The organism is Pantoea rodasii (genome assembly GCF_002095465.1).
GTDB classification, from domain to species: Bacteria; Pseudomonadota; Gammaproteobacteria; order Enterobacterales; family Enterobacteriaceae; genus Pantoea; species Pantoea rodasii.
In genome coordinates, this window is sequence record NZ_MLFP01000025.1 from 1 (window position 1) to 21,622 (window position 21,622).

Below are 21,622 nucleotides of genomic sequence, written 5' to 3' on the forward strand. Positions count from 1 at the left end.
AGCCATAAGCGGAAGTTGATCATGCAGCTTAAACGCAACCCATAAAAGACAAAACTCTTGTGATTGCGTTTGATGACTGTATATTTAAACAGCACTTGAATTTATAAGGACATTTTAAATGAATGGCATTTTTGAAGGGCTAAATTTGGAGATCTGCGCAGATCCTAACTCTGAGCAATTGATTCCGATTGAAGAAGGTCTCAACAATTTCAACGATTTAATGACGGGAATGAGTGACCGCCTGCCATTATCTGTATTAATAAAATCAAAGACAAACGGTGAAATACTAGGGGGAATGCATGGGCGTTCTTCATTGGGTCTGCTTTTTATAGACCTTTTCTATCTTCCACCGGAGTTGCGGAGTAAGGGGATTGGTACAGAAATCCTTTTACACTTCGAGGAGGAAGGAAGAAGAAGAGGCTGTACTGCCGCATTCTTATACACAATTAGCTTCCAGGCCCCTGAATTCTATAAAAAGCACGGTTGGGAAGAATTTGGACGTATCGACTGCAAACCCGAAGGGACAAGCCGTATTTTTATGAAAAAGTCTTTATGAAAGGTCTGCTGTTCGCTCATAGCTGCCTTAGAGATTGCCGATGGTTCCTGAGTGCTAAAACGGAAATTGTTGACATCAAGACATAATAATTTTTAAGGAAAAGACCAGCCCCCACACATTAAAACTGGTAGTGAGCAGGTAGCTGCTGCACGGTAAAACCAAGAGAGTTGTTTCCAGGGGTAATTAAGTTTTTATTTTTATGCATTTGGACAATTGCTATAAAAATTATGGTTATGCTTTTTAGCACTGGAAGATACCAGTATTTAAAGGAGTAACAGCATGAAAAAATTATCATTAGCTTTACTGGCCGCCAGCCTTCTCGTTGTATTCAGTTCACAGGCAGAAGCAAAGGGGTGCGTGAAAGGTGCGGTTGTTGGGGGGGTAGCAGGTCATGTCGCTCATCATGGTGTTGCAGGAGCAGCGGCAGGATGCGCAGTAGGCCATCATGTGGCCAATAAAAAACAAAAAGAAGATAAATCCACACAGCAAAGCCAGAAATAGCCAAAAACAGTATTAAACCGAACTGCTGCGCGTAAATTCACACAACGCTGTCAGCCATGTCTACAGACACTGATTATCAACTTTCTTTTGATATACGGGGACGCCGTTCCCCGGATAACACAACGATTCTTTGCGATAGATTTCCAGTCGCTCAATGAAGTGCTCACTTAACTTTTCTGACTGCTGGCGCCCTGCCCCTGCCGGGGTTACCGGCAGATTCAGACGCTCTCCGGACGCGGCTCAATCCACGTCAATAGGGTTGCGCTCTTCTCGACCGGGATGCAGAGTTATGTGACATGATGAACCCTCCGGATAAAAGTTTACCGCCTATGCTGAATAGCAGGAGGTGCTTATGTGTGGACGTTTTGCGCAATACAACAGCAGAAATGATTTTTTCGAAGCTCTGGGCATTGGCTCGGAGGAATTAACCTACGACGCAGAGCCCATCGGCCGTTATAACGTGTCTCCGGGCACGAAGGTCCTGTTACTTAATGAGCGCAACGGCGATCTGAAGTTTGACCCCGTGTACTGGGGCTATGGTCCGGAGTGGTGGGATAAGCCTCCGCTCATCAACGCCCGCAGCGAAACAGCTGCGACAGGGCGTATGTTTAAGCCTTTGTGGGAGCATGGCCGAGCTATTGTGCCGGCATCCGGCTGGTTTGAGTGGAAAAGAGACGGCGACCAAAAACAGCCCTATTTTATTTATCAAAGGGACAAAGAACCGTTGTTTTTTTGGCCATCGGGAAGCCGCCTTTTGATCGGGAACACGGGCAGGAGGGTTTTGTCATCGTCACCGCTGCCAGCAATCAGGGCATGGTGGACATACATGATCGCCGTCCTCTTGTCCTTAGGGCGGACGCGGTCCGGGAATGGCTCAGTCAGGACACTTCACCGGCGCGCGCTGCTGAAATTGCGCATGACAGCGCGCTGCCTGAAACCGACTTTACCTGGCATCCGGTAGCGACAAAAGTCGGCAACGTTCACAATCAGGGGCCTGACATTATCCGGTGCATTAATGGCAGCTGACAGAGTCGTCAGACATCAGTGTCTGACTGGCGCCGGTACGGGCTACAGTTTATTTACCCCTGGTGAATAAGGAGAAGATAATCCCGTACCGGCACCTGTTAATTTAGCACAGCGGCGCCCTGTCGCCATCGCCCGGTGCGGCAGCATCTGATTCGGCCCGCGTCCAGATGGCCTGACGGGTCAGCCAGAATCCGGATGAATGGAACACTATCCCCAGTTGCTCAGCCAGCGTCTGCGTCACCGGCAGTCGCCCCGCCAGAAAAGCCCAGGCGATATCGCTGTCCAGCCCGCTGCGGTCACACAGCTGCGTCACGGAGATATCATGCTCAGTCAGCAGATAAGCGAGAAAGCGTGCGGGAGAGGTATGGCCGTCGATAGATTACCCCGGGAGGTTATGAAGAGGTTTCGTCCAGATTAATGCGCTCCGTCCGGTCTGCACAACGGGTCCGGAAAAAATACCTGCCGTTAACTGCCAGAACCCAACGCTTGCCGCAGTCACGGCTGAGGCGTACCGCAGCAGCGCGAGGAACGAACAGTCGTGACGAGGAAGCGTCACGTCACCGATGCCCGCAAAGACTGCTTACGCTCCGGTGCCGGGATCAGGAAAGAAAGATAAAGGAGCCCGACCGCGGAAAGCCAGGCTGCTGGTGTACAGCCCGGAAACGCTTCCGTACGTTGCCCAGGCCCGGTATCAGCATAGATGCCCGGAGAGTGTGCGGCGGAAAAATTTTTCCCCACTCTCAGCCACATAAATCCGTTTCCGGGCGTAACTGCCGGACTGCCTCTTGCCAGATAAATGCCACTCAATAATACTGTATATATAAACAGTATTATCAGAGGAGGATTTTATGCACCAATTACATACAGCACCCACCCTTACTCCCGCAACGTCTGCCGGGAGTTTACAGTGAAACCGGCAGCGTACAGCCCCGGCCTGATGCTGCTCTGGCCCCCCATCTTTACGCCGCGTGTACGGGTCCCGCTGTTCGCTGACCCGTGTGCGGCTGGATTCCCCTCTCCTGCACAGGACTACGTAGAGTCCGAGCTCGACCTGAACGAACTCTGCATCCGCCGGCGCGCCTCAACCTTCTTTGTGCGCGCCAGCGGCAGCAGCATGGAAGGGCTGGGGCTGTACGATGGAGACGTTATGGTGGTTGACCGGGCCGAGGAGGCATCGCACGGCGATGTCGTGATTGCGGAGGTCAACGGGGAATTCACGGTTAAACGCCTGCAGCTGCACCCCCGCCTCGCCCTGCTGCCCATGAATCCGGCCTACTCCACCATTTACCCGGAAGAGCTGCAGCTGCTCGGCGTTGTGACCTGGTTCTTTAACAGCACGCGTGCGCGCCGGAGGTAAACATGCCCATGTTCGGACTGGCCGACGTGAATTCGTTTTACGCCAGCTGCGAGGCGCTGTTTCGCCCGGACCTGCGCGGTAAGCCGGTGGTGGTGCTCAGCAACAACGACGGCTGCGTGATTGCACGTTCAGCGGGTTATGTGGAATTTCAATACTGGTTTATTTATCTGGTGTCGCAACATCTTTTAACTTATTAATCAGGGCAGCCACTGCCGCAGCGTCGTTTTCTACAGCAGCCTGCTCGTCATCAGTTAAAGGAATTTCCTGCATCATTCGTATCAGGCTCTGCTGACTTTCCAGATATTGGGTTGAAGAGGATGATTTCGGCATGTAAAACGCGCATTTTGCACAGGCCATGCGATGCGGACACTGGTCAAAAAAATCATAGCTACATAATCCGTGACCAAGATCATAATAACGCCAGGGCTTACCTTCGGCAGACTGTCCTGATGCGATCACGTTCTGATCGATCAGAACTGTAACCATGCGGCGATTCCTTTCAAAATAGCCTGCATTCTCCAGTGAACCCGCCAGCCTGGTTGGCGTAATATCGACATAATGGCGCGTAGACTCTGGCGAAGCGTGTCCCAGCCATTTTTGAAGTTCAAAAATATCCAGCGGCTCCCGGGCGTTATAAAGCTGACTGGCGATGGTCGCTCTTGCCCGGTGGCTGGTGATCCTGCCTCTGGCATCATGCTCCGGCAGGCCAGCCTTTTTGCATAATAAAGGGATAAGAGATTTATTGATGTAGCCCGGATTAACGCATTTTCCCCGGTGCATAAACAGAAAATGCACGCTTTCGCCGGTTTTGAGATCTTCCTGCGCCGGTTGCGCCCTTCGAACCTGCTCCCACCGTTCGATCGATTTTCCTACAGCCGGATCTACCGGTTTGGTAAATGCCGCCCAGGTCTTGCTGACCGGCACGTCCAGCAGGCAGATACGGGGTGAATTATTGTCTTCCGGCAGCTGCCAGCTGATACAGCCGCAGCGCATACGAAGGATTTCATCCCGCCTCAGCCCCCCAAAAAGCCAGAGAACACTGATCGCAGAGACCATTTCCAGCGGATAATAGTAGGGCGAGGTTGCACTGACCGACAGATCGGATTCATGAAGATTAAGGCCGGCGTGAAGCAATTTACACCAGATGTCGTCGGCCACGGGGCGAGGCGCAGGGCCGATTAAAGATGTCAGGCTGCGCGGAGCGCGGAACACCCTCTCCGGGCTAAATTTAACGGGGATCCAGCCCCATTCCTGCAGGTCATGGAAGAATGTCTGTACGTGCCTGATCAGTCCTTTCCGGGCGGCGGGCATCATCAGCATCCCCTGGCGTTCCTTATACATCCCACCAGGATTTGACCAGTCACCAATCTTCATGCCGCATGCTGCTGTCACCCAGCCAATGGCGGTGTCACGCGTCCAGTCTGCAGGTGAAAGTAAAGCCGGATGGCGTGCCGCCAGCCAGCGGCCGCATTTCAGTAAAACATACCAGCAGCTCAGAACGGTAGAAGGACGCAGTACTGAGGTGGCTTTCCACCGTTCGCACCATGACAGCCATTCAGCGGGAACGTCAGCGACCGCTACGTACTCATGAGGCGGGCGGCGGCGTGGCCTGATGCGGTGGTCAAAGCCCTGCGCAATGATGCCCGAGGCAGCCAGTATGCGCGACAGCGTGGCAGAGGCTGACCGGATATAAGCCGGTCCCGTTGCAGAAATGCGCTGTAAAGTCTCCACCGTAAGTTTGTCCGGGCGGGGTTCATGCTGGATTAGCATGGCCATACACAGGGCATTTCTGATACGACTGTCGCTGCACTCCCGCTCAGCATACCCCAGCTGACAGGCCATATCATCAAACAGGGTAACGGCAGCCTCCATGGTCTGTCGGCCAAACACCTTCAGGCAGAGGCGATACTGGAAAAACGCGCCGCAGTGCTCCAGCCGGTCAAAACCGCATAACAGCCAGGCGATCGCCATCACATACTGCCGGCAGTTGCCGCTCGCACCAAACGCCGGCGAAATTCACCTTCAGTACTGCCGATGACCGCAGACCATTCTTCCGCAGACCAGGCCCAGTACGTTTTCCGGGTACGCTGCATCTCAAGGACTATATCATGAATGGCTGAATTATATGGCGCGCTGGCCGTATGCATCCTGGTCAGTATGTGACGTAACGGCAGCGTAAGGCGGGAAAGCGGCTCCAGCGCACAAGGTGGCCAGTTTTTTCCACCTTGCCGAAAGTGATCGATTAGCATATCCAGAGCTTCAGGTTCACCTGACAAAAATCAGATCGCGCATCCCACCGCGGGTCAGGAAAGACAAACGACTCTGCCGGGCAGGGAGCCCGCTTATCGGAGCGCATCACTGTGTAGATTCACGTAGTACGGCGAGCGTATTGGTACGCAGGGATGCTACCGTGCGCCCGAAGCGTTGGCTCAGGTCACGGGCGCTGAGATGAATATACAGCAGCGTTGACTGGATGCGGCGATGGCCGGCGAACATAGCAATCTCATGGATGTCCCAGCCGGCACGGGCCAGTTCCGTCAGGCAGAGATGCCGGAAGGTGTGGGTGCTGATGGATGGCTGGCCTGCCTTAAGCGCAAGACTGCGTACGATCTTGGACCAGGTCCAGCCGCTGACGGGTTCCGCCCGGTTACGCGGTGATCTCGACAGAAAAAGCGGGCCTCGGGATGTGCTGAGCTGGCGACGTTCAGCCAGCCAGTCCATAAAGAGTTCTCCGGTAACTGACGAATAAGGCACCACGCGGCCACAGCGGTTTTTGGTGTTCTCAGCGCGTACAGTAAGCAGCCGCCGGGCCGGATCGATATCGTCTGTGGCAATTTTACAGAGCTCTTCTCTGCGCAGCGCACAATCGTAGGCCAGCGCCAGCATAAAACGGGTCCGGATATCAGCCCGTCCCGCCACCTCCAGAAAATGCACCCAGTCCTCATCATCGGGGATCCACGGCAGCCGCCGCTGCACCGGTACGATGCCCGGTCTTCCCTTCCCGTTGTTTTTCCAGATGCCCCGTCTGACCGGATTTTTCTCCCGCAACCCCTCCTCACAGAGCCAGTCACAGTAAAGTCGTACCACCGTCAGCCGGTGACGGATAGTGGCAGCCGCGAGCTGGCGACTGAGGTGCAGACTACGCACATAGAGTGCGACCGTGTCACGCCCAGCGGCAACAGCAGTCTGAGCAACGGAGTGGCAGAAAGCGAGCCAGTCATTGATGCCACGGGCATAGGCATCAACAGTGTTTGGGGCACGCAGCAGGTCTTCCTGCAGGCATACCCACCGGAGTGCTGAAGGATCGGCTGCCAGAAAAGGCAGTGTATCCAGCCGTTTTTTCTGCACAGTGCCCCCTTACTAAAATCAGCATGTGTTGTATGAAATATAGTCAATTCCAAATAACATAGACGCCAAGCTGCTGGGTATTAAAATGGGCGCGCCGTGGTTTCAGATAAAAAATGAGGGATATTATGAAAAAATACATGTATTTAGCTCAAATTACGCCTTATACCATTCTATGTCGCAGAGGGTCATGACGGCCCTCGAGGAGCTGACGCCAAAGGTCGAGCAGTATTCGATTGACGAGATGTTCCTCGACATAACCGGCATCGATGGCTGCGAAGACTTTGAGCACTTCGGGCAGCGCCTGCGCGCTCACGTGCTGGCCACAACCGGTCTGACCGTGGGCGTCGGCATGGGTCCGACCAAAACGCTGGCCAAAAGCGCTCAGTGGGCGAGCAAAGAATGGAAGCAGTTTAAGGGCGTGCTGGCGCTGACCACGGGCAACCCGAAGCGGACCGCCACGCTCCTGCAGAATCAGCCGGTGGAAGAAATCTGGGGCGTCGGCAGGCGCATCGCAAAGAAGCTGAACATCATGGGCATTGAAAATGCCCTGCAGCTGTCGCGCGCTCACCCTGCCCTCATCCGGAAAAACTTCAGCGTGGTGCTGGAGCGCACGGTGCGGGAGCTGAACGGCGAGTCCTGCATTCCGCTGGAAGAGTTTGCGCCGACGAAACAGCAGATCGTCTGCTCGCGATCGTTTGGCGAGCGCATTACGTCAAAAGTGGCCATGCAGCAGGCACTCTGTCAGTACGCGACACGCGCGTCCGAAAAGCTGCGCGGAGAGCGGCAGTTCTGCCGCCGCGTGGGCATTTTTATCCGCACCTCTCCTCACGCACCCGGCGAGGTATTTTACGGCAACAGCGCCGGCGAGATCCTGAAGGTGCCTACCCAGGACACACGTGACGTCATTGAGGTGGCCATGCGCAGCCTGGACCGCATCTGGCTGGAGGGGCGCCGCTACATGAAGGCCGGGATCATGCTTGATGACTTTACGCCAAATGGCGTCAGCCAGCTGAATCTGTTCGATGAGGACGGCCCGCGGCGCAACAGCGCGCAGCTGATGAAAGTGCTGGACGGTATTAACCAGTCCGGGCTTGGCAACCTGTGGTTTGCGGGTCAGGGATTAAATACGGAATGGAAAATGAAACGGGAGATGTTGTCCCCGGCATGGACCACGCGCTGGAGTGACATTCCCGTGGCGCGCGTTAAATAGCCATGCGCAGACAGCGAAAGCTGGAGCTGATGCCTGCCGTCACCCTGCCCTCTCAGGAAAATCAATGCCAGAATTCATCCACAATATACAGAGGCTTGCCTGGTTTCTTACCGCTGAAATAACTACCGCGTGGCAACTTGTCACCACTTGAAAGTTGACGCATCCAGTCTGCAAAAGCAGGGCGACGCCGGCAGTACCATCCCTTTAACATGTCGGCTGACTGAGTAAACCCATGCAGGTTCACTCCATACCCGAGCGTCTGCTGCAATAGACCCTGTATTCCCATCTTGGTGCTTTTTTTTGCTGTATTCTTCAGCGTGAGCTGTTTTTCTTCCAGGTATCATTGGCCATGAATGCCGCACGCGACACGCAAGCGCCCCACAGTAGCTGCAGGCCGATTTTTATCAACTCGCTGGCGTGCGGCATGAAGAAGAGGGGCACGATAAATACCGCACTCAGCAGGAATCCCCATTCAGCAGCACTTTTTCTGTCTTTTCCATCAAGCTTTATAAGCCCCATAAATCCCAAAATTAAATTGATCAGTCTGTTCATTGTGACCTTCAGATTCAGTGCCCCCAACATCTTCTCAAATGGCTTGCAACTCTATAGCCAGTAGATTAATCAGGGGATCGCTTTTAATCGTTCCTTTTCAGCCAGTCATCAACAAGGAGGTTGATTACGTCTGTTATAGAAGTACCTTTTCTGGCGCAAGCAGCCTTGAATCTTTGGTGCTTTTCCTCATCAAAATTGACGTTTACACGCTTAGCTTTTCCAGTCACAACTGGAGTGGTGACTACATTTTTAAGATCTCTGTTTTCACCAAAAGTCATTTTCTTATTACTGCTGCTATGAGCCTTTTCAAGCGCCATGTGACTCTCCACGGAAAAATTTCACTGAGTATCTGAGTATCTGAGTATCTGAGTATCTGAGTATCTGAGTATCTGAGTATCTGAGTATAATTAACACTCATATGTGTAAATACTCAATCACTCAACACTACTAACTATCTCTTTTGTAAGGATTTCTATCTCACCCTTAGCTGCACCATCATTGGATTCAAACACACTGTCACCATCGAGAATTGATTTTATATACACCTGTCGCTGAGTTATTGCAGTGCGAAAACATTTGACACCGGTATCCTTGATGCTTTCTTTAAGAACATTGAGCATGGTTGCCTGCTCGATTTTTCGAGTGATCAGGAAACGGGCTTCAACTTTTCGGCTGTATGCTTGCGCTTCAAGCACCGTAACAACACTGCCAGCTGCAGAGAAATCTAAAGGACTTGGAGTAACAGGAATTATGACTAGATCGCTGACCATCACGGCAGCAGAGGTGATTACGGAAAGCGAACCAGCACCGTCGACGATAACGTAATCATACTCAGCAAGATCTTTGCGGATTCCGTAAACATCTTTTTCTGAGGTAGCTGTATATACATCGAAAGTTGCTTTGTCAGACTTACTCCAGTTTGTCAGGCTCATCTGGGGGTCTGTATCAACTACAGCAATATTGTACCCGCTTCTGGCCATAGAAGTGCTGACATTGATAACAGCTGTCGTCTTACCAGAACCACCTTTTGGGTTCAGAAAAGAAATAACCTTCATATTAGATAATCCCAACGTTAAAACTCAAATGAATCTATGAGTAAATGAGTATAGATACTTAAAGCGCATGCTTAAAGTGCTTTTACACATTAACTCAAAAACACAAATGAGTATAAACTCACGAAACATCACTATGTTATTGATAACAAAAAGCAACGTAATCGTAAAAACTCATTTGAGTAAAAACACATATGAGTTTTTATTCAAATGATGTTCTGAAGATGCAGGCATCGATAAACGAAACACAAATTTACGAGCCCTACCCAGTGTCATCCTTTCCTCAGCATCGCCACAGCCTCATTGCCCGGCATCTGAAACTGCACCAGGTGCCGCGCCGCGACGTCCAGCGCAAACACCCGCCTATAAATCTCCGTCGACTTCGCGCTCTTGTGGCCGAGCAGGCTCTGCAGCGCCTTGAGCGGCGTGCCGGCGTACAGCATGTGCATGGCGTAGCTGTGTCGGAAGGTGTGCAGGGTGACCGGCACCGAGAAACTGACTCCCTCTGACGCCGCAGCTTCAGCAGCCACGTTCAGCCAGGTGCGCACCATGCGGTCGGTGATGTCCCATAGCCGCACCCGCTCCGTGCGCCCCGTCTTTTCGCAGCGGCTCTCAATGAGTATGCGCAGGGTGGCGATCATCATCTCCAGCTGCGTGACGTACTGCGCGTCGGACAGTGGCACCAGCCCGTGGGCGTGACGCCGGCGGCGCGGCGTCCAGCCCGGTGCTCTGCCTTATCCTCGCGCTGCTTAAGCGTGGCCTGCTGCACTAACGGGTACTGCTGACGCAGCAGAAAGTCCCCCTCTCGTGAGCGCAAGCGCCTCGCTGATGCGCGCGCCGGTGTTCCAGAGCGTGGTGAACAGCATTTTGCGCCGCAGGTCAGGCATTAAGTGGAGCAGGGCGCTGACATCCGGCGCCAGCAGGTATCTCGGCAGGTCGTCAACCAGCGCGGCCATCTGGCGCAGCGCCAGAGCCGCGGGATAGTCAATGGCGATCGGCAGCTGGGCCGGCTGTAACTGGCCCCCGGTGAGCGCAGGTAAAAATGACTTAGTCATATATTTCCTCCGTTGCCAGCTGTATCAGCCCCGGAACCCGTAAACGTAGTATCTGGCAGTATCAGTTTTTCGTTCGGGACGGCGGCCTATGAATGTCTTTTTCTTTCATGATGCCACTTTTCCATAAGCACCTGCTGTGCTGACCAGGGGGAGCTGTTAAGACGGGTTTTGGTAAATTTAACCGACCTCCGTAGCAGTCTGACTAAGAAAAGAGCTTTCAGCCCTAGGCAGGCATACTGATATTGGCGCTCTCTGACGCTATTAAGATGATGAAATGAGTGGTCCCTTCCGGCTGAAGCGACCACGAATCTGTCAGCTTCTTTCTGCAGGACAGCCAGCTCGCGGATGCTGTACATCAGCCGGTGGGGGAAGGGCACGCCAGCCCCCCGTCACAGCGGAGTAATCGAGGACGGGACTGGAGACCTGAGGGCTTTTATCTCCGGAGGTATAATCAAATTCATTAGTCACGCCGGCGCACCCTACCGCAAACTGCTCCAGCAGAAAGACCAGCTCGGTGGCGATAAAATAACGGTCCCGCCGAGTATTATCATCTGACTTCTTTTTCTCCCGCCGCTGCGTAAGCCAATGTGTCAGGCAGATGCCCGCCAACGCAATCCCGCCAGTAAGCAGGCCAGTGATAAGCCCGGTGACCACGTTACCCCCGATCCAAGGCCCGTGATCAATAATCTCCACGGTCAATGGATGCGATGCCGTTGAAACCAGCCCGTATTCGATAAGTTTTTCGCCAGACACCATTAAAGTCGGCCACCGTTTTCAACGGTCGGAATTAAGTGAACTTCGTTTACGTCATGCGTGACAATCATTGAGTTCTTTCTGAAGTCCGGATCATCACGTACACAGTCATCTTCAACGCGACGCCGCCAGACTCCTTTAGGTCCTACAAAAATGCCAATTACATTTCCTTTATCATCCAGAAGGTGTTTGGCCGGGGCAATCTGTCCAACGCCCTTGATCACCGGATGTTCAGTTGTTCGTTCATGAATCAGAGGGTGACCTTCTTTATGAAGATCGTGGAGTGCGTCTTCACACGTATCCCAAATCTGTTCCCCTGCCATATTTTTTCCTAAAGTTAATGGTGCTATTTATTTCAAATGTAAATTAACCCCTTATTAACAATCACGCCAACTACTAAAACTCAGGTGAATGTTAGCCAACAAAAAAATATCAAAAGATATTATCACGCTTGAAAAGATAAATTACGCACTAATAATCATGATTATATTCCCTTACCTCAATTACCGCATCACCTCCTGCGCCGGATCCGCTTTCTGCCCAATATAGCACTTTACCGGAAGCGTGGCGCGCCCGGTGCGGCGTGTCAGGCGCCGTTTGCCTGCCGGACCTTCCCTGACACACCCCATATGTTGTGCCATAATCAGCTGTATCAGCCACTATATGTTGTGGTCATGGCAGAAAACCGCCCCGCGGGTGTAGAAGATCCGGTTCCTCCCTTTTCCGTATCTGCAGAATTTAACAAACACAGACATGCTGAATGCAGTGAATAAGGAGGGAGGGTTTCAGATGACGAAAAAAAATGTTTTAAGGCATCTAAAGTCATTTTAAGAAGAAAACCTGCATAGCGGAGAGATTTAACGCCGCATGCAGGATTTGTATTCATTAAGCGGGGGAGCCTTCCGAAAAGCAGGAAAGTTATGGGGATTGAACCGGTAGCGCCCTCTTTTTCTTTTACGAATTTTACGTTCTAACGAACCCGATCGACTCCGGCAGATGGCGCAGCTCCGGTCCGTCTTCTGTAAGGTCTATGCTTCTGAGATAGATGCCGCTGTTGAAAAAACGACTGAAACGGGGTCGCTGAATGCGCGGATAATTCGTGCAATTTAGCTGATGGCTGGCGTGTGCTTTAGTCTCACTACCGGCTGCGTTCTGCATTCGCGTCCGGGAGGGCTATCAGCTGTGCTTATTCTGATAAAGATCCCAGCGGTTTCCGTAGAGATCTTCAAACACAACTACTGTACCGTACTCTTCTTCCCGAGGCTCCTCCGAGAACTGAACGCCCTTTGATTTCATACTGTTATAGTCTCTCCAGAAATCGTCCGTCTGAAGAAAGAGAAAAACTCTCCCGCCGCACTGGTTTCCGATAAAACCTTCCTGTCTTTCATTCGAAGCGCGTGCCAGCAGGAGATTACAATCGCTTTCCGGATTGGGTGTGACCACGACCCAGCGCTTGCCGGGCTGTGGCGTATCTTCTATCAGCGTGAAACCCAGTTTCGACGTGTAATATTCTATAGCACGATCATAATCGTCGACTACAACGGCTACATACCCCAGACATCTTTTTTGCGTGCGCATTATGCTCTCCCGATTATTTAGCTGAACATTACACTACAGATTTTTCATTTTTCCCAACCGATAATAGTTTTCTGTACCGGAGCGATAGTATTTTTTTATATTTTGATTTAACTCACAACATTAAAAACAGAACCACTCTGTCTGAAATATGAAAAAAACAGTTCCTGATACAGAATAAAATTTCGGGAAATTCGCTATTTTTGGGTGCAAATTACATAGCAGACTAATCGTTTTCATTGCAGGTAAATATCATAAACATAATTTATGGTATCTACGCAGCCATATGTGCAAAAAACGATCAAATCATTCAAAGTAAATTCACATCGTTGAAGAAAACAAAATCACAAAAATATATAAACAAATTCTTAACATTTTATATCTATATTTATCAATGAGATATGAAGCAAATTTAAGCGAAGCATTACACTATACATATTTTGAAACATTTGCTAGCTTGGTAACACTTTAACCGTAGTTATATAAAAAAACCCCAATAACAGTGCGAATAGTAAATCATTCTAATCAGCAAACGCCTCCGTCGTGACCCTTAAAAGGAGCCACACGGCACCGCAAAATACAGAATTATATTCAGTATGTATAAGGATGAACTATGCAAGTTGCAGCCGCGTCACGTCCCGCTATGCAGGAAGTCAGAAAACGATTCATCAGACTTAATAACTATCAGAATGACGAGGATCTTTTTTTAAGGAATCCTCCGAATTCCTGAAGTTCGTACGTGATGAAAAATTACTACCTTTGCTGATTCAGGAAATTCTCGAGGATCCCGATTATCTTTCCGAGATCGCTTCAAATTCATACAAACACGTCAATCACTTCTCAAAAGTCGTTCTTATCAATGATGCCAATCAGGATAACTGCCGCCTGACGTTGCATATATGGAAACCGCCGTTTACTGAAGCAGAAATTAGTCAGGAACTGATACACGATCACCGCTTCAGCTTTTCTTCTTATGTATTATGCGGCGAGCAGGTGCACGAAATATTCAGCGAATCGTCTCAGAAATCAATTACCAAAGTTCGCTTTCAAAAATACAAATATCTACCCTCTGACACAGGTAATATCCACGACTGCTTCTTTGAAGAAGATGTCTATCTCGACCAGATAGCTGAAAAGAAGGTCAGCCCGGGAAATGTGTATACGATGCACAACGAAGCTATTCACCGCATCGTTTTTCCGGAGGGCGATGAACCTATCATATCATTCCTTGTACGGGGCCCGCGCAAAAGGAATTATACCCATACCTACAACACATTTTATCCACGTGAAGGAACGGTTTCAAACGTTCCCATGTATACACCGCATGAACTTCATGAATTGCTTTCTTACACCCTGAATAAAATCTGAGGATTTACTATGAGTCTTGTCGTTGATACTGAAGGTTCAGTTCATGAAAAACACGGCGAATACAACATATTCCGCCAACTGGCGGTAAAGGTATTCGCAGACCATATTACCGATGAAGAGTATTATAAATGGCTTGATGAAGTTCCTCTGGAATTAAAGAGCCGGTTTCCTTCTGTAGAATTCAAAGAACGCGACTGGGTGAGGGCAAACCCGCCCCTCAACACAGCCGTTTATTACGATACACCCCATTATGACATCCTGCCTACCGGTGCCCTGCTGAGAACGTCATGCAGCAGACTTACCCACGCCTTCTGTGCTTTTAAAATGCCGGAAGATTCGACCGGTAACCGACTGGATCGCAGGCACGTATTTGAAGGTGATGAGAAAGCCACCATTCAGAACGACCCCAGCGGTCCGTCGGCTGTCGGCATCGTCAAGAGCTTAATCACCCGACATGATGTCGATCAGCCCGGTACATTTCTTAAGATGGCCACGGGGATTTCTCCTGAGCACCTGAGCCCGGCGCTGGTTCTTAAGGGCCACCGCACGACGTTTTACGTGCTGATAGACGGTTATGACGTTCTGCGATGCTCGATTGACCGCTCATCAGTGTTCGATTTCCGCTCAGGAAAGGACGCCGAAGACCCGACTAACTGGAAGAGTTTTCGTGAAGTCGAACTCTCACTCTACCCGCGTATTTCTGATGAAATCAAGGGTGACCCCCGCGTGGTTCTGGTTATCGAAGCACTCCGTGACTCACTGATTAACCGCTTCGATACACATGTTATTTATGACATCAAGTACCAACGTGGCATGAAGCTGCTAGGTAAATACTGAAAATATCCGTGGGGTAATCCGTGCTTCCAGCAATATTTATCACTGCCATTTTGGCCGTCATGAACGGGGCAAAATATCAGTCCCTGAGTAACTATTTACACCAGGCGTATGGCTACCCCACGCATGAAGTAGCCTTTCTTTTTTCCCTTTCTAATTTATGCGGCCTGGCTTTTGGCCTGACTATGCTATCTATACCAGCAGTCCGGGGAAAGCTTTCCGGGCTGCACGCAATGGTTTTAATATTTCAGGCCACGGCCTTTGCTCTGAATTATTTCTGCCGTGACGTTTACGCCGTTATGCTATTTCAGCGGGTCCTCGAAGGATTCGTTTTTGCCTATATCATGAATTTTTATCCGGTAGCGCTTACGCGCTATGCCCGCCCCGAGAAAACTGAACTTGTCATGTGCATGTGGGGGCTGGTTTATGCCCTGGGATTCGCATTTTCAAACGGGATCGCTGCATTTAATATTCCGGATCCCATCGCTTTTAATCTGCCTTCACTCATGCTTTTCGCATGCCTGCTTGTTGCTAACAGAAAAATAATGATTCCGGTCAGCAATAACAATTCGGCAACCGGTGGCGTAAAAAGGCCTCAGATGCTGATTCTGGGAAAAATCGGGTTGGTTGCCGTACCCTTTTTTCTTTTTACATTTGTGTATAACAACTTTCTTTTTACTTATTCTCTGGCGAATCCTGACAGCAATCCTCTTTACTGGATGATGCTGGTTAACGGCGCGGGAATTCTCCTTTCCAATGCGGTGGTTTCTTCCGGCAGGATCTACCCCACCTCATTCCTGGCATGGCTTATCGCTGTGCTCTGGCTGCAGACCCAGTTTGTTTCTGCCGGAAGCCTGCCAGCAGCCGCAGGGATTATCCTCGTGCTGGGCCTTATCGAAGGCGTGGTATTTGGTTTCTTCATCCGGCACTTTGCTTCCGGCGATTTTGACCTAGTCAAGGCGGGTTATCTGGTTTCAGGAAGCCTGGGTGCAACGCTCGGACCGCTTCTGCCGCTGCATTTTGGTATCGCATCGTTGCCGGTTTCTGCGCTTTTCCTGACGTCAGTCATCTGCCTTATGATTCTTAAAGGGTTTAGAAAAAACGGTTCTTCCCCGATTACGGGAGAAGAACATGTCTGACAGGGCGCTTATGTTCTTTAAACCGGAGTTTACGTCTGAAGATCGCACCCACTACTTCAGCGTGGTCCGCCGTTATCTCGATGCGTATGGCCTGTCGATAGAGGCTGACAGTGAGGTGCATGACCGCGATAAAAAAGAAATCATTTTTGATCGCGTATATGCCCGGCTGCTGAACAATGCGCAACAGCCTCTGTCAGGAAAGGTGATCGGTGGATTTACTTATCTGAAAACGGCCTCAGACGCAGACGAAGAACAGCTTTTTCATGAGTGGATTTCCCCGCTCAACCCTGCGCTGCGCATGGGTGAAGATAATTATTACCTTCAGCGTGGCGACCTCCGCGTGGTTAATCCCTTTTGCCCCCATCAGAGGCGCCTTTTTATTGAAACCCCGGGCTCTGTACATCTGTTCATCATTCGCAGAAGCGGATCGCTGTCGTGGGCAGAAATTAAACCCCTCTTACAGGGGGATCCTGTTCAGACGGGCAGGCAGGGCAGGGGCATTCGTTCACACCTGAGCCAGTGCCGCTGGTATACCCCAACCACAAACGGACTTCATCTCTCAGCATCCGACCAGGATGCCCTCAGGGAAACCCAGGCGGTGAAGGAGTTTTTCACAGACAGCAGGCGGAACAGACTATGAAGAAAGAGCTTATTCTTATCCGGCACGGGCACTCTGAGTGGCAGGCCGGCACTACCCGGGACAGGAACAGTCACCTTACTGGTCAGGGAATAAGAGAGGCGGGAAGGCTCTATAATACGCTGTCGGCTTACGCGAACTTGGCTGATTTCCATATCATCAGCAGCCCCCTGCACAGGGCTGTCGAAACATGCCGTCTTGCCTTGTCACGGGCCCGGTTCTCATCGGTTTATTTTGACAGGAGCTTCAGGGAAGCCTCCTTTCATGTTCGCGGCGGCCTGAGTCTCCCGGAGGATTTTTATCCCGAAGCAGACGGGAAGGTCAGCAGTGAATATCAGGATTTTAAGGCCGGGATTAAATCTGCGCTCGCAGACGTGCTTGCTGCGCACGACCGCGTGGTGATATTTACCCATGGCGGCGTCATCAAAACCATCCTGCGCCTTCACTGCGGTTCAGACTCGTTCTGCACTCAGATAGATAACTGTTCGGTCACACACTTTGTGAAAACGACGAAGCATGGCTCCTGCAGAGAGTAAATCACCGATGCTGAGCAACGAAACGTTTTACCTGACTACTGTCGTAATCCTCTGCGCGCTGTGTCAGTCCGTTGTGGGTGTTGGCCTAATCATGATAGGCCTCCCGACCCTGATTCTGAGCGGGTATCCCTTTGATCACGCGCTTTCCATCTGCCTGCCTGGCTCGCTTATCATCAACGTCTTTCAGGTTCTGGCCGAACGCAGCAACTACCGGCGCGCCGATCTTGTATCGTACGCCAGCATTTCTGTCATCTATACGGCATTCCTTTTCTATCTGAACCTGGTCATCGGCCTAAGCTTCAGCAAACTGACTGCGGGGATCATACTGCTTCTCACTGGCCTCGTAGGTTTTGTGCCACCTGTCAGGGAACGATTCCTGAAAACGCTGAATGTCAGACCTGCCGTTACGAATACCGCAATTGGCGTTATCCATTCCATATCCAGTCTCGGAGGATCGCTGCTGTCTCTGACGGGTACCGCCAGATACGCCGAAAGCACAGACGCCAGACGTTTTATCGCCGGTGGGTATTTATCACTGGGGATGATACAGCTTGCCTTCTATTCCACCCACGGCGTCAGCATCACTCCCGTGTTGTATTCACTGATCGCGGTTCCGGCCTACTTTATCTCACGTACGCTGGTCTCGCCTTATGTTAACCATCAGAAATTAAAAGCGTTTATTTTCATCCTGATTCTGATTTACGGCGCACTGCTAATTAAACAGTCAATGTGAGGCAAGCATGGAAAATATCCTTTCCAAATATTTAGATACAGAGATTGGGGTTTCTTTCAGCAGCGGTAAAGTAGACGCCGCGACCCTTAAATCGTTTAACTCCGGATTCATCGTCATTCAGTCAAAGGAAACCGTACAGCACATTCCCTTCCATTCGGTGATCCGCTTTATCGAAGCAGGCGATGAGGCTTACTTTCTGCTGCGAAAGCGTTCCCACCCGCTGACGATTGTTGTGACGCCCGTAATGAGCGTTATTTCCACCTACTGACGCCAGAATCGGGAGCCGGATATGACCAGAATAACCACCACAGAAAACCTCCATTTTCTGACGACCAGTCCGTGGAACATTCCATCCGTGCGACACGTCAGGGACCGCGATCCCCTGCTCATCACCGTGTCAGGCAATTACAATCTGGGTAAGTCTGCATTTATGCGGCGGCTGGGTGCCCGCCTGTTTCTGCAGGATAACTACACGATACTTATCGATGAGAGTTCTTTCCGGCATCCTCAGCATCCTTACGGGGTGAGAGAGGCAGAAGCCAATTTCTTTTCTTTTATTAATCATATGATGGCCCAGAGGGACATCCTGATTAAGTCGTGGCTGAACTGTGGCTTTAATGTCATCATTGAGCGGTCATTTACTGAGGACCTGATGCTCAGCAAACTGCTGAACGGGATATCATTACTCAGCGATAATGAAACGGCCTTGCATGTAAATCTGCATGATTCTTACGTTGCAGCCAACCGTAAGTCCGATTGCGTCTTCTACTTCAATTATCCCGCAGAACGTTCAAAAATGAACCACGAAGCTGCGGTCAGTTCCGGCCAGATACCGGCATTTTTCTGTGGGGGTATCGATCGGGAAGAATGGTTTTCAGCCTGCCACCGTCTGTATCAGGATTTTCAGGACAGCCTGCTCTCAGAGGGCGTGGCGGTCATTGAGCACAACTATGATTGCTACGAAGACGCACTTCTGGGCAATTTTATGCACCGGTTTTTCTGAAAAATATTTGTCAGCCCTGTATCAGAATTTGGGGCTGATGACTTTTCCGCGGACCTACGTTAAATCATTCCACTCGCCTTACCCACAAAGTCACCTGGATTCTGCACTACCTTTTACCAAAGAAAACTGTGAAGAAACCTTCATCAGCCATGCCATATTTAGCGGATTTATTCTGACTGTTCTGGCTCCCTTTTTTTATCTCCTTCTCAGTAACGTTACTTAAATAGTTCGTCCTCACCTGCAAAGCCTAATCTGCGGAGATGAGGCTTTAACTCCGGATAGCTACCGCAGTATTAAGCGTCGCCCGAATCAGCTCATTCTGGAACTTCAGAGTGTAACTTCATCTCTTGCAATGGCCTGATCCAGGTTCTGAACAATTTCATTCCTGACAAACATGTAATATCCCCTGAATACGGGCGTTCTGATAATCCATTCAGGGCGAAATCGGGCAGTCAATCTCCCCCGGTATACCCTAGAGACACTACGGTTTTTCATGTCTCATCTCGCATATGGAACCACCTATGTGATACCCTTATTTGAGATACCACCTAAATAATTCTTTTGGAGTTCAGATGTACGTTTTCGGTTATCTCCGCGCATCTACCTCAGAACAGGATGCTACACGAGCAAAGAAAGCACTCAGGGATTTTGCCCTGATGCACAACAAGCGTGTTGCCGGCTGGTATGTTGACAATATCTCGGGCACAACGATGAATCGGCCTGAGCTGCTCCGTCTGCTCGATGACGCAGAGCCAGGTGACGTTATTCTGATTGAACAGGTTGACCGGCTTTCCAGGCTCGATGATGAAGGGTGGAACATACTGCGTTGGCAGATTGCTGACAAACAGCTGTCAGTCGTCAGCCTCGATCTCCCTACCAGCTACCTTGCCCTGAACAACTCAGTGACCGACAGCTTCACACACAGCATGCTTAAAGCCATCAATGCCATGATGCTGGATATGCTGGCCGCTATATCCCGTAAAGACTATGAGGACCGGCGTCGACGTCAGGCAGAAGGAATCGTCAAAGCCCGCGAGCAGGGCAGATTCCGGGGAAGGGTGGCGGACCTCGCAAAACATGAGCTGGTCCGTAACCTGAGAATCACTCAGGAGAAATCGATTAACGAAACGGCCCGGCTAGCTGGCGTCTCCCGGGCCACTGTTATTCGTGTTTGCAGACAGGCTGATCATGAAGGGAAATCGTAGTGAGTGCAGACCTGATTATCAGTGAACACCCCGTTTTTGCTACATGCGGTATTTTCAGCATAGAAAGAGATTACGGGGGATTCGGCGACAGAATTTGCACCTTTTCAGTCGTTCTCCGTGATGGCAAAAACGCATGGATGAAAATGTCGCTTCGGCATGATTCAGATAAATGGATAGTGATTGTCCGAAAGCATCCGTTTCTGGATGCCTGGGCCCGCTCTCGGCAGGAGCGCCAGCTCTCAACCGGCGATGAGTCCGCCTGGAGAGACGATTATAAATTTCATCATGCTGAAAAAGGGTTCTCGCACGGGCGTGACAATCCCGTTCAGCTGGCATGGTGCGATGCGCATTATGAAATGGACAGAGGTCTGCCTGTGATGCATACAGGTTTTACAGATGGCATCACGCGCACCATCTGGCTTCTGGCCAACGGCGCTGAAATATTTCCTGTCAGCGTGTCCTCAGAGAAAGGCGCCCGTCTTCTTTTCCGGGGCGCTGGCGACAGAAAGACACAGCCGGTCTCAGTTGCATATCTGCAGTCGCTGTTAATATGACGTCAGGTAGAAACCAGTCATTATTTAATGACCGGAATATCACGGAGTCGGTTCGTATACCCGGGCGAGAACATATCGCGTTTCATCTGCCATCTGCTGTTGTGGTCCCCTGACGCGCAAATCACACCTTTCAACGGTCTTAGCGGACGATATTGTTAAGTGCCACCTGAGTTAACCTACCCGCTGCGGCGCATGAGTTCTTTCAGGAGCCCGGCCCAGCTCACGTCCTCCGCGTTCTTGCGGTTGTGGTGCAGAAATTCGGCGTGATGCAGCAGCTGCTCGCCCATTTCGGCAAGTCCCTTACCGTAGCTGTCGTAAAGGTGCGCGTACTCCTCCGCCAGGTGCTGAAGCTTCAGGTTCAGCGTGTTGTGCTGTGAGGCAAAGATGTCGCGTTCCAGCGCGTTAAGCTCCATGTGCTTCAGCTTTTTTTCCACGGGGTTCCCCTCATACATTGCGAGATAACAGTGTAAACCGCTCACGCAGGGAAGGGCAGAACAAAAACCCCGGCAAAAGGTGATCGGTCATTCGGTTAAACTTGCTGATTAAGGAGTAAACCCGAATGGCACAGCGGAGAAACCGGATCGTATTGCCCTGGTGTTGGCCGTCCGGTTCCCCCGCATTCACTATA

The 21,622-nt window shown here is 50.8% G+C and carries 24 protein-coding genes and 4 pseudogenes; 16 read left to right on the forward strand and 12 right to left on the reverse strand.

The annotated features are described in order from the left end of the window. Nucleotides 1–118: 118 nt before the first annotated feature. From HA45_RS21175 to HA45_RS21190, 3 genes and pseudogenes are all read left to right on the forward strand, one after another. Nucleotides 119–556 (forward strand): GNAT family N-acetyltransferase, encoded by a 438-nt coding sequence (locus tag HA45_RS21175; RefSeq protein WP_100700156.1) that lies wholly within the window; start codon nt 119–121, stop codon nt 554–556. A gap of 279 nt (nt 557–835) precedes the next feature. Further along, on the forward strand, nt 836–1,057 hold the full coding sequence (locus HA45_RS21180; protein ID WP_100700155.1) for a hypothetical protein: 222 nt from the start codon (nt 836–838) through the stop codon (nt 1,055–1,057). A 352-nt stretch (nt 1,058–1,409) separates the two neighbouring features. After that, a pseudogene (locus HA45_RS21190) lies at nt 1,410–1,978 on the forward strand (SOS response-associated peptidase family protein); the annotation flags it as partial. A 208-nt stretch (nt 1,979–2,186) separates the two neighbouring features. Here the strand turns inward: HA45_RS21190 and HA45_RS21195 are convergent. Further along, nucleotides 2,187–2,396 carry a hypothetical protein gene (locus tag HA45_RS21195; RefSeq protein ID WP_240629173.1) on the reverse strand — a complete coding sequence of 70 codons (210 nt, stop codon included), beginning with the start codon at nt 2,394–2,396 and terminating at the stop codon, nt 2,187–2,189. Between the two features lie 624 nt (nt 2,397–3,020). Between HA45_RS21195 and umuD the strand changes: the two genes are divergently transcribed. After that, on the forward strand, nt 3,021–3,440 hold the full coding sequence (umuD, locus tag HA45_RS21200) for a translesion error-prone DNA polymerase V autoproteolytic subunit (protein ID WP_167144175.1): 420 nt from the start codon (nt 3,021–3,023) through the stop codon (nt 3,438–3,440). An 8-nt stretch (nt 3,441–3,448) separates the two neighbouring features. After that, nucleotides 3,449–3,574 (forward strand): annotated as a pseudogene (locus HA45_RS27695) (Y-family DNA polymerase); the annotation flags it as partial. Between the two features lie 25 nt (nt 3,575–3,599). Here HA45_RS27695 and HA45_RS21210 read toward each other — a convergent pair. Together HA45_RS21210 and HA45_RS21220 are read right to left on the reverse strand one after the other, a co-directional pair. Then, nucleotides 3,600–5,411, reverse strand: coding sequence for a tyrosine-type recombinase/integrase (locus HA45_RS21210; RefSeq protein ID WP_244563502.1), 1,812 nt, complete (start codon nt 5,409–5,411; stop codon nt 3,600–3,602). A gap of 384 nt (nt 5,412–5,795) precedes the next feature. Further along, the gene (locus tag HA45_RS21220; RefSeq protein ID WP_128599044.1) at nt 5,796–6,788 is read right to left on the reverse strand and encodes a tyrosine-type recombinase/integrase; all 993 of its coding nucleotides are present in this window, start codon (nt 6,786–6,788) and stop codon (nt 5,796–5,798) included. A 46-nt stretch (nt 6,789–6,834) separates the two neighbouring features. Here HA45_RS21220 and umuC point away from each other — a divergent pair. After that, nucleotides 6,835–7,998, forward strand: a pseudogene (gene umuC / locus HA45_RS21225) (translesion error-prone DNA polymerase V subunit UmuC); the annotation flags it as partial. A gap of 312 nt (nt 7,999–8,310) precedes the next feature. On the opposite strand, the gene HA45_RS21235 reads toward umuC, so the two are convergent. The 7 genes and pseudogenes from HA45_RS21235 to HA45_RS21265 all read right to left on the reverse strand — a co-directional run bounded on the left by HA45_RS21235 (nt 8,311) and on the right by HA45_RS21265 (nt 12,988). Beyond that, nucleotides 8,311–8,550: a hypothetical protein gene (locus tag HA45_RS21235; protein ID WP_100701427.1), complete on the reverse strand. Its 240-nt coding sequence runs from the start codon at nt 8,548–8,550 to the stop codon at nt 8,311–8,313. An 83-nt stretch (nt 8,551–8,633) separates the two neighbouring features. After that, nucleotides 8,634–8,867 (reverse strand): plasmid partition protein ParG, encoded by a 234-nt coding sequence (locus HA45_RS21240; RefSeq protein ID WP_100701399.1) that lies wholly within the window; start codon nt 8,865–8,867, stop codon nt 8,634–8,636. A gap of 117 nt (nt 8,868–8,984) precedes the next feature. Further along, nucleotides 8,985–9,605, reverse strand: a complete 621-nt coding sequence (locus HA45_RS21245; protein WP_100701400.1) for an AAA family ATPase — start codon at nt 9,603–9,605, stop codon at nt 8,985–8,987. A 269-nt stretch (nt 9,606–9,874) separates the two neighbouring features. Continuing rightward, nucleotides 9,875–10,657 (reverse strand): annotated as a pseudogene (locus tag HA45_RS21250) (tyrosine-type recombinase/integrase). A 312-nt stretch (nt 10,658–10,969) separates the two neighbouring features. Continuing rightward, nucleotides 10,970–11,413, reverse strand: coding sequence for a hypothetical protein (locus HA45_RS21255; RefSeq protein ID WP_100701401.1), 444 nt, complete (start codon nt 11,411–11,413; stop codon nt 10,970–10,972). Then, complete coding sequence (locus HA45_RS21260) at nt 11,413–11,733, reverse strand: hypothetical protein (protein WP_100701402.1); 321 nt, start codon at nt 11,731–11,733, stop codon at nt 11,413–11,415. The genes HA45_RS21255 and HA45_RS21260 overlap by 1 nt, the downstream gene beginning before the upstream one ends. A gap of 853 nt (nt 11,734–12,586) precedes the next feature. Beyond that, nucleotides 12,587–12,988, reverse strand: a complete 402-nt coding sequence (locus tag HA45_RS21265; RefSeq protein WP_100701403.1) for a VOC family protein — start codon at nt 12,986–12,988, stop codon at nt 12,587–12,589. A gap of 756 nt (nt 12,989–13,744) precedes the next feature. Here HA45_RS21265 and HA45_RS21270 point away from each other — a divergent pair. The 10 genes from HA45_RS21270 to HA45_RS21320 all read left to right on the forward strand — a co-directional run bounded on the left by HA45_RS21270 (nt 13,745) and on the right by HA45_RS21320 (nt 20,994). Beyond that, a complete protein-coding gene (locus tag HA45_RS21270; protein ID WP_128599046.1) occupies nt 13,745–14,353 on the forward strand; it encodes a hypothetical protein in 609 nt (202 codons plus the stop codon). Nucleotides 14,354–14,362: 9 nt separating this feature from the next. After that, complete coding sequence (locus HA45_RS21275) at nt 14,363–15,190, forward strand: hypothetical protein (protein ID WP_100701405.1); 828 nt, start codon at nt 14,363–14,365, stop codon at nt 15,188–15,190. A gap of 20 nt (nt 15,191–15,210) precedes the next feature. Next, nucleotides 15,211–16,326 carry a hypothetical protein gene (locus tag HA45_RS21280; protein ID WP_100701406.1) on the forward strand — a complete coding sequence of 372 codons (1,116 nt, stop codon included), beginning with the start codon at nt 15,211–15,213 and terminating at the stop codon, nt 16,324–16,326. Next, a complete protein-coding gene (locus tag HA45_RS21285) occupies nt 16,319–16,966 on the forward strand; it encodes a hypothetical protein (protein ID WP_100701407.1) in 648 nt (215 codons plus the stop codon). The genes HA45_RS21280 and HA45_RS21285 overlap by 8 nt, the downstream gene beginning before the upstream one ends. Then, nucleotides 16,963–17,499 carry a histidine phosphatase family protein gene (locus HA45_RS21290; RefSeq protein WP_128599047.1) on the forward strand — a complete coding sequence of 179 codons (537 nt, stop codon included), beginning with the start codon at nt 16,963–16,965 and terminating at the stop codon, nt 17,497–17,499. The genes HA45_RS21285 and HA45_RS21290 overlap by 4 nt, the downstream gene beginning before the upstream one ends. Then, nucleotides 17,480–18,232, forward strand: a complete 753-nt coding sequence (locus HA45_RS21295; protein ID WP_128599048.1) for a hypothetical protein — start codon at nt 17,480–17,482, stop codon at nt 18,230–18,232. The genes HA45_RS21290 and HA45_RS21295 overlap by 20 nt, the downstream gene beginning before the upstream one ends. Nucleotides 18,233–18,239: 7 nt before the next feature. Next, on the forward strand, nt 18,240–18,500 hold the full coding sequence (locus tag HA45_RS21300) for an adenine nucleotide alpha hydrolase family protein (protein ID WP_100701410.1): 261 nt from the start codon (nt 18,240–18,242) through the stop codon (nt 18,498–18,500). A gap of 21 nt (nt 18,501–18,521) precedes the next feature. Further along, on the forward strand, nt 18,522–19,235 hold the full coding sequence (locus HA45_RS21305) for a hypothetical protein (RefSeq protein WP_100701411.1): 714 nt from the start codon (nt 18,522–18,524) through the stop codon (nt 19,233–19,235). A gap of 572 nt (nt 19,236–19,807) precedes the next feature. Beyond that, nucleotides 19,808–20,440 (forward strand): recombinase family protein, encoded by a 633-nt coding sequence (locus HA45_RS21315; protein WP_100701413.1) that lies wholly within the window; start codon nt 19,808–19,810, stop codon nt 20,438–20,440. Further along, on the forward strand, nt 20,440–20,994 hold the full coding sequence (locus HA45_RS21320) for a plasmid fertility inhibition factor family protein (protein WP_240629202.1): 555 nt from the start codon (nt 20,440–20,442) through the stop codon (nt 20,992–20,994). The genes HA45_RS21315 and HA45_RS21320 overlap by 1 nt, the downstream gene beginning before the upstream one ends. 20 nt (nt 20,995–21,014) lie before the next feature. Here the strand turns inward: HA45_RS21320 and HA45_RS29185 are convergent, their stop codons facing one another. Together HA45_RS29185 and HA45_RS21330 are read right to left on the reverse strand one after the other, a co-directional pair. Continuing rightward, on the reverse strand, nt 21,015–21,119 hold the full coding sequence (locus HA45_RS29185; RefSeq protein ID WP_366557362.1) for a DUF4113 domain-containing protein: 105 nt from the start codon (nt 21,117–21,119) through the stop codon (nt 21,015–21,017). 51 nt (nt 21,120–21,170) lie between these two features. Continuing rightward, nucleotides 21,171–21,428, reverse strand: a complete 258-nt coding sequence (locus HA45_RS21330; protein ID WP_100701414.1) for a hypothetical protein — start codon at nt 21,426–21,428, stop codon at nt 21,171–21,173. Between the last annotated feature and the right edge of the window lie 194 nt (nt 21,429–21,622).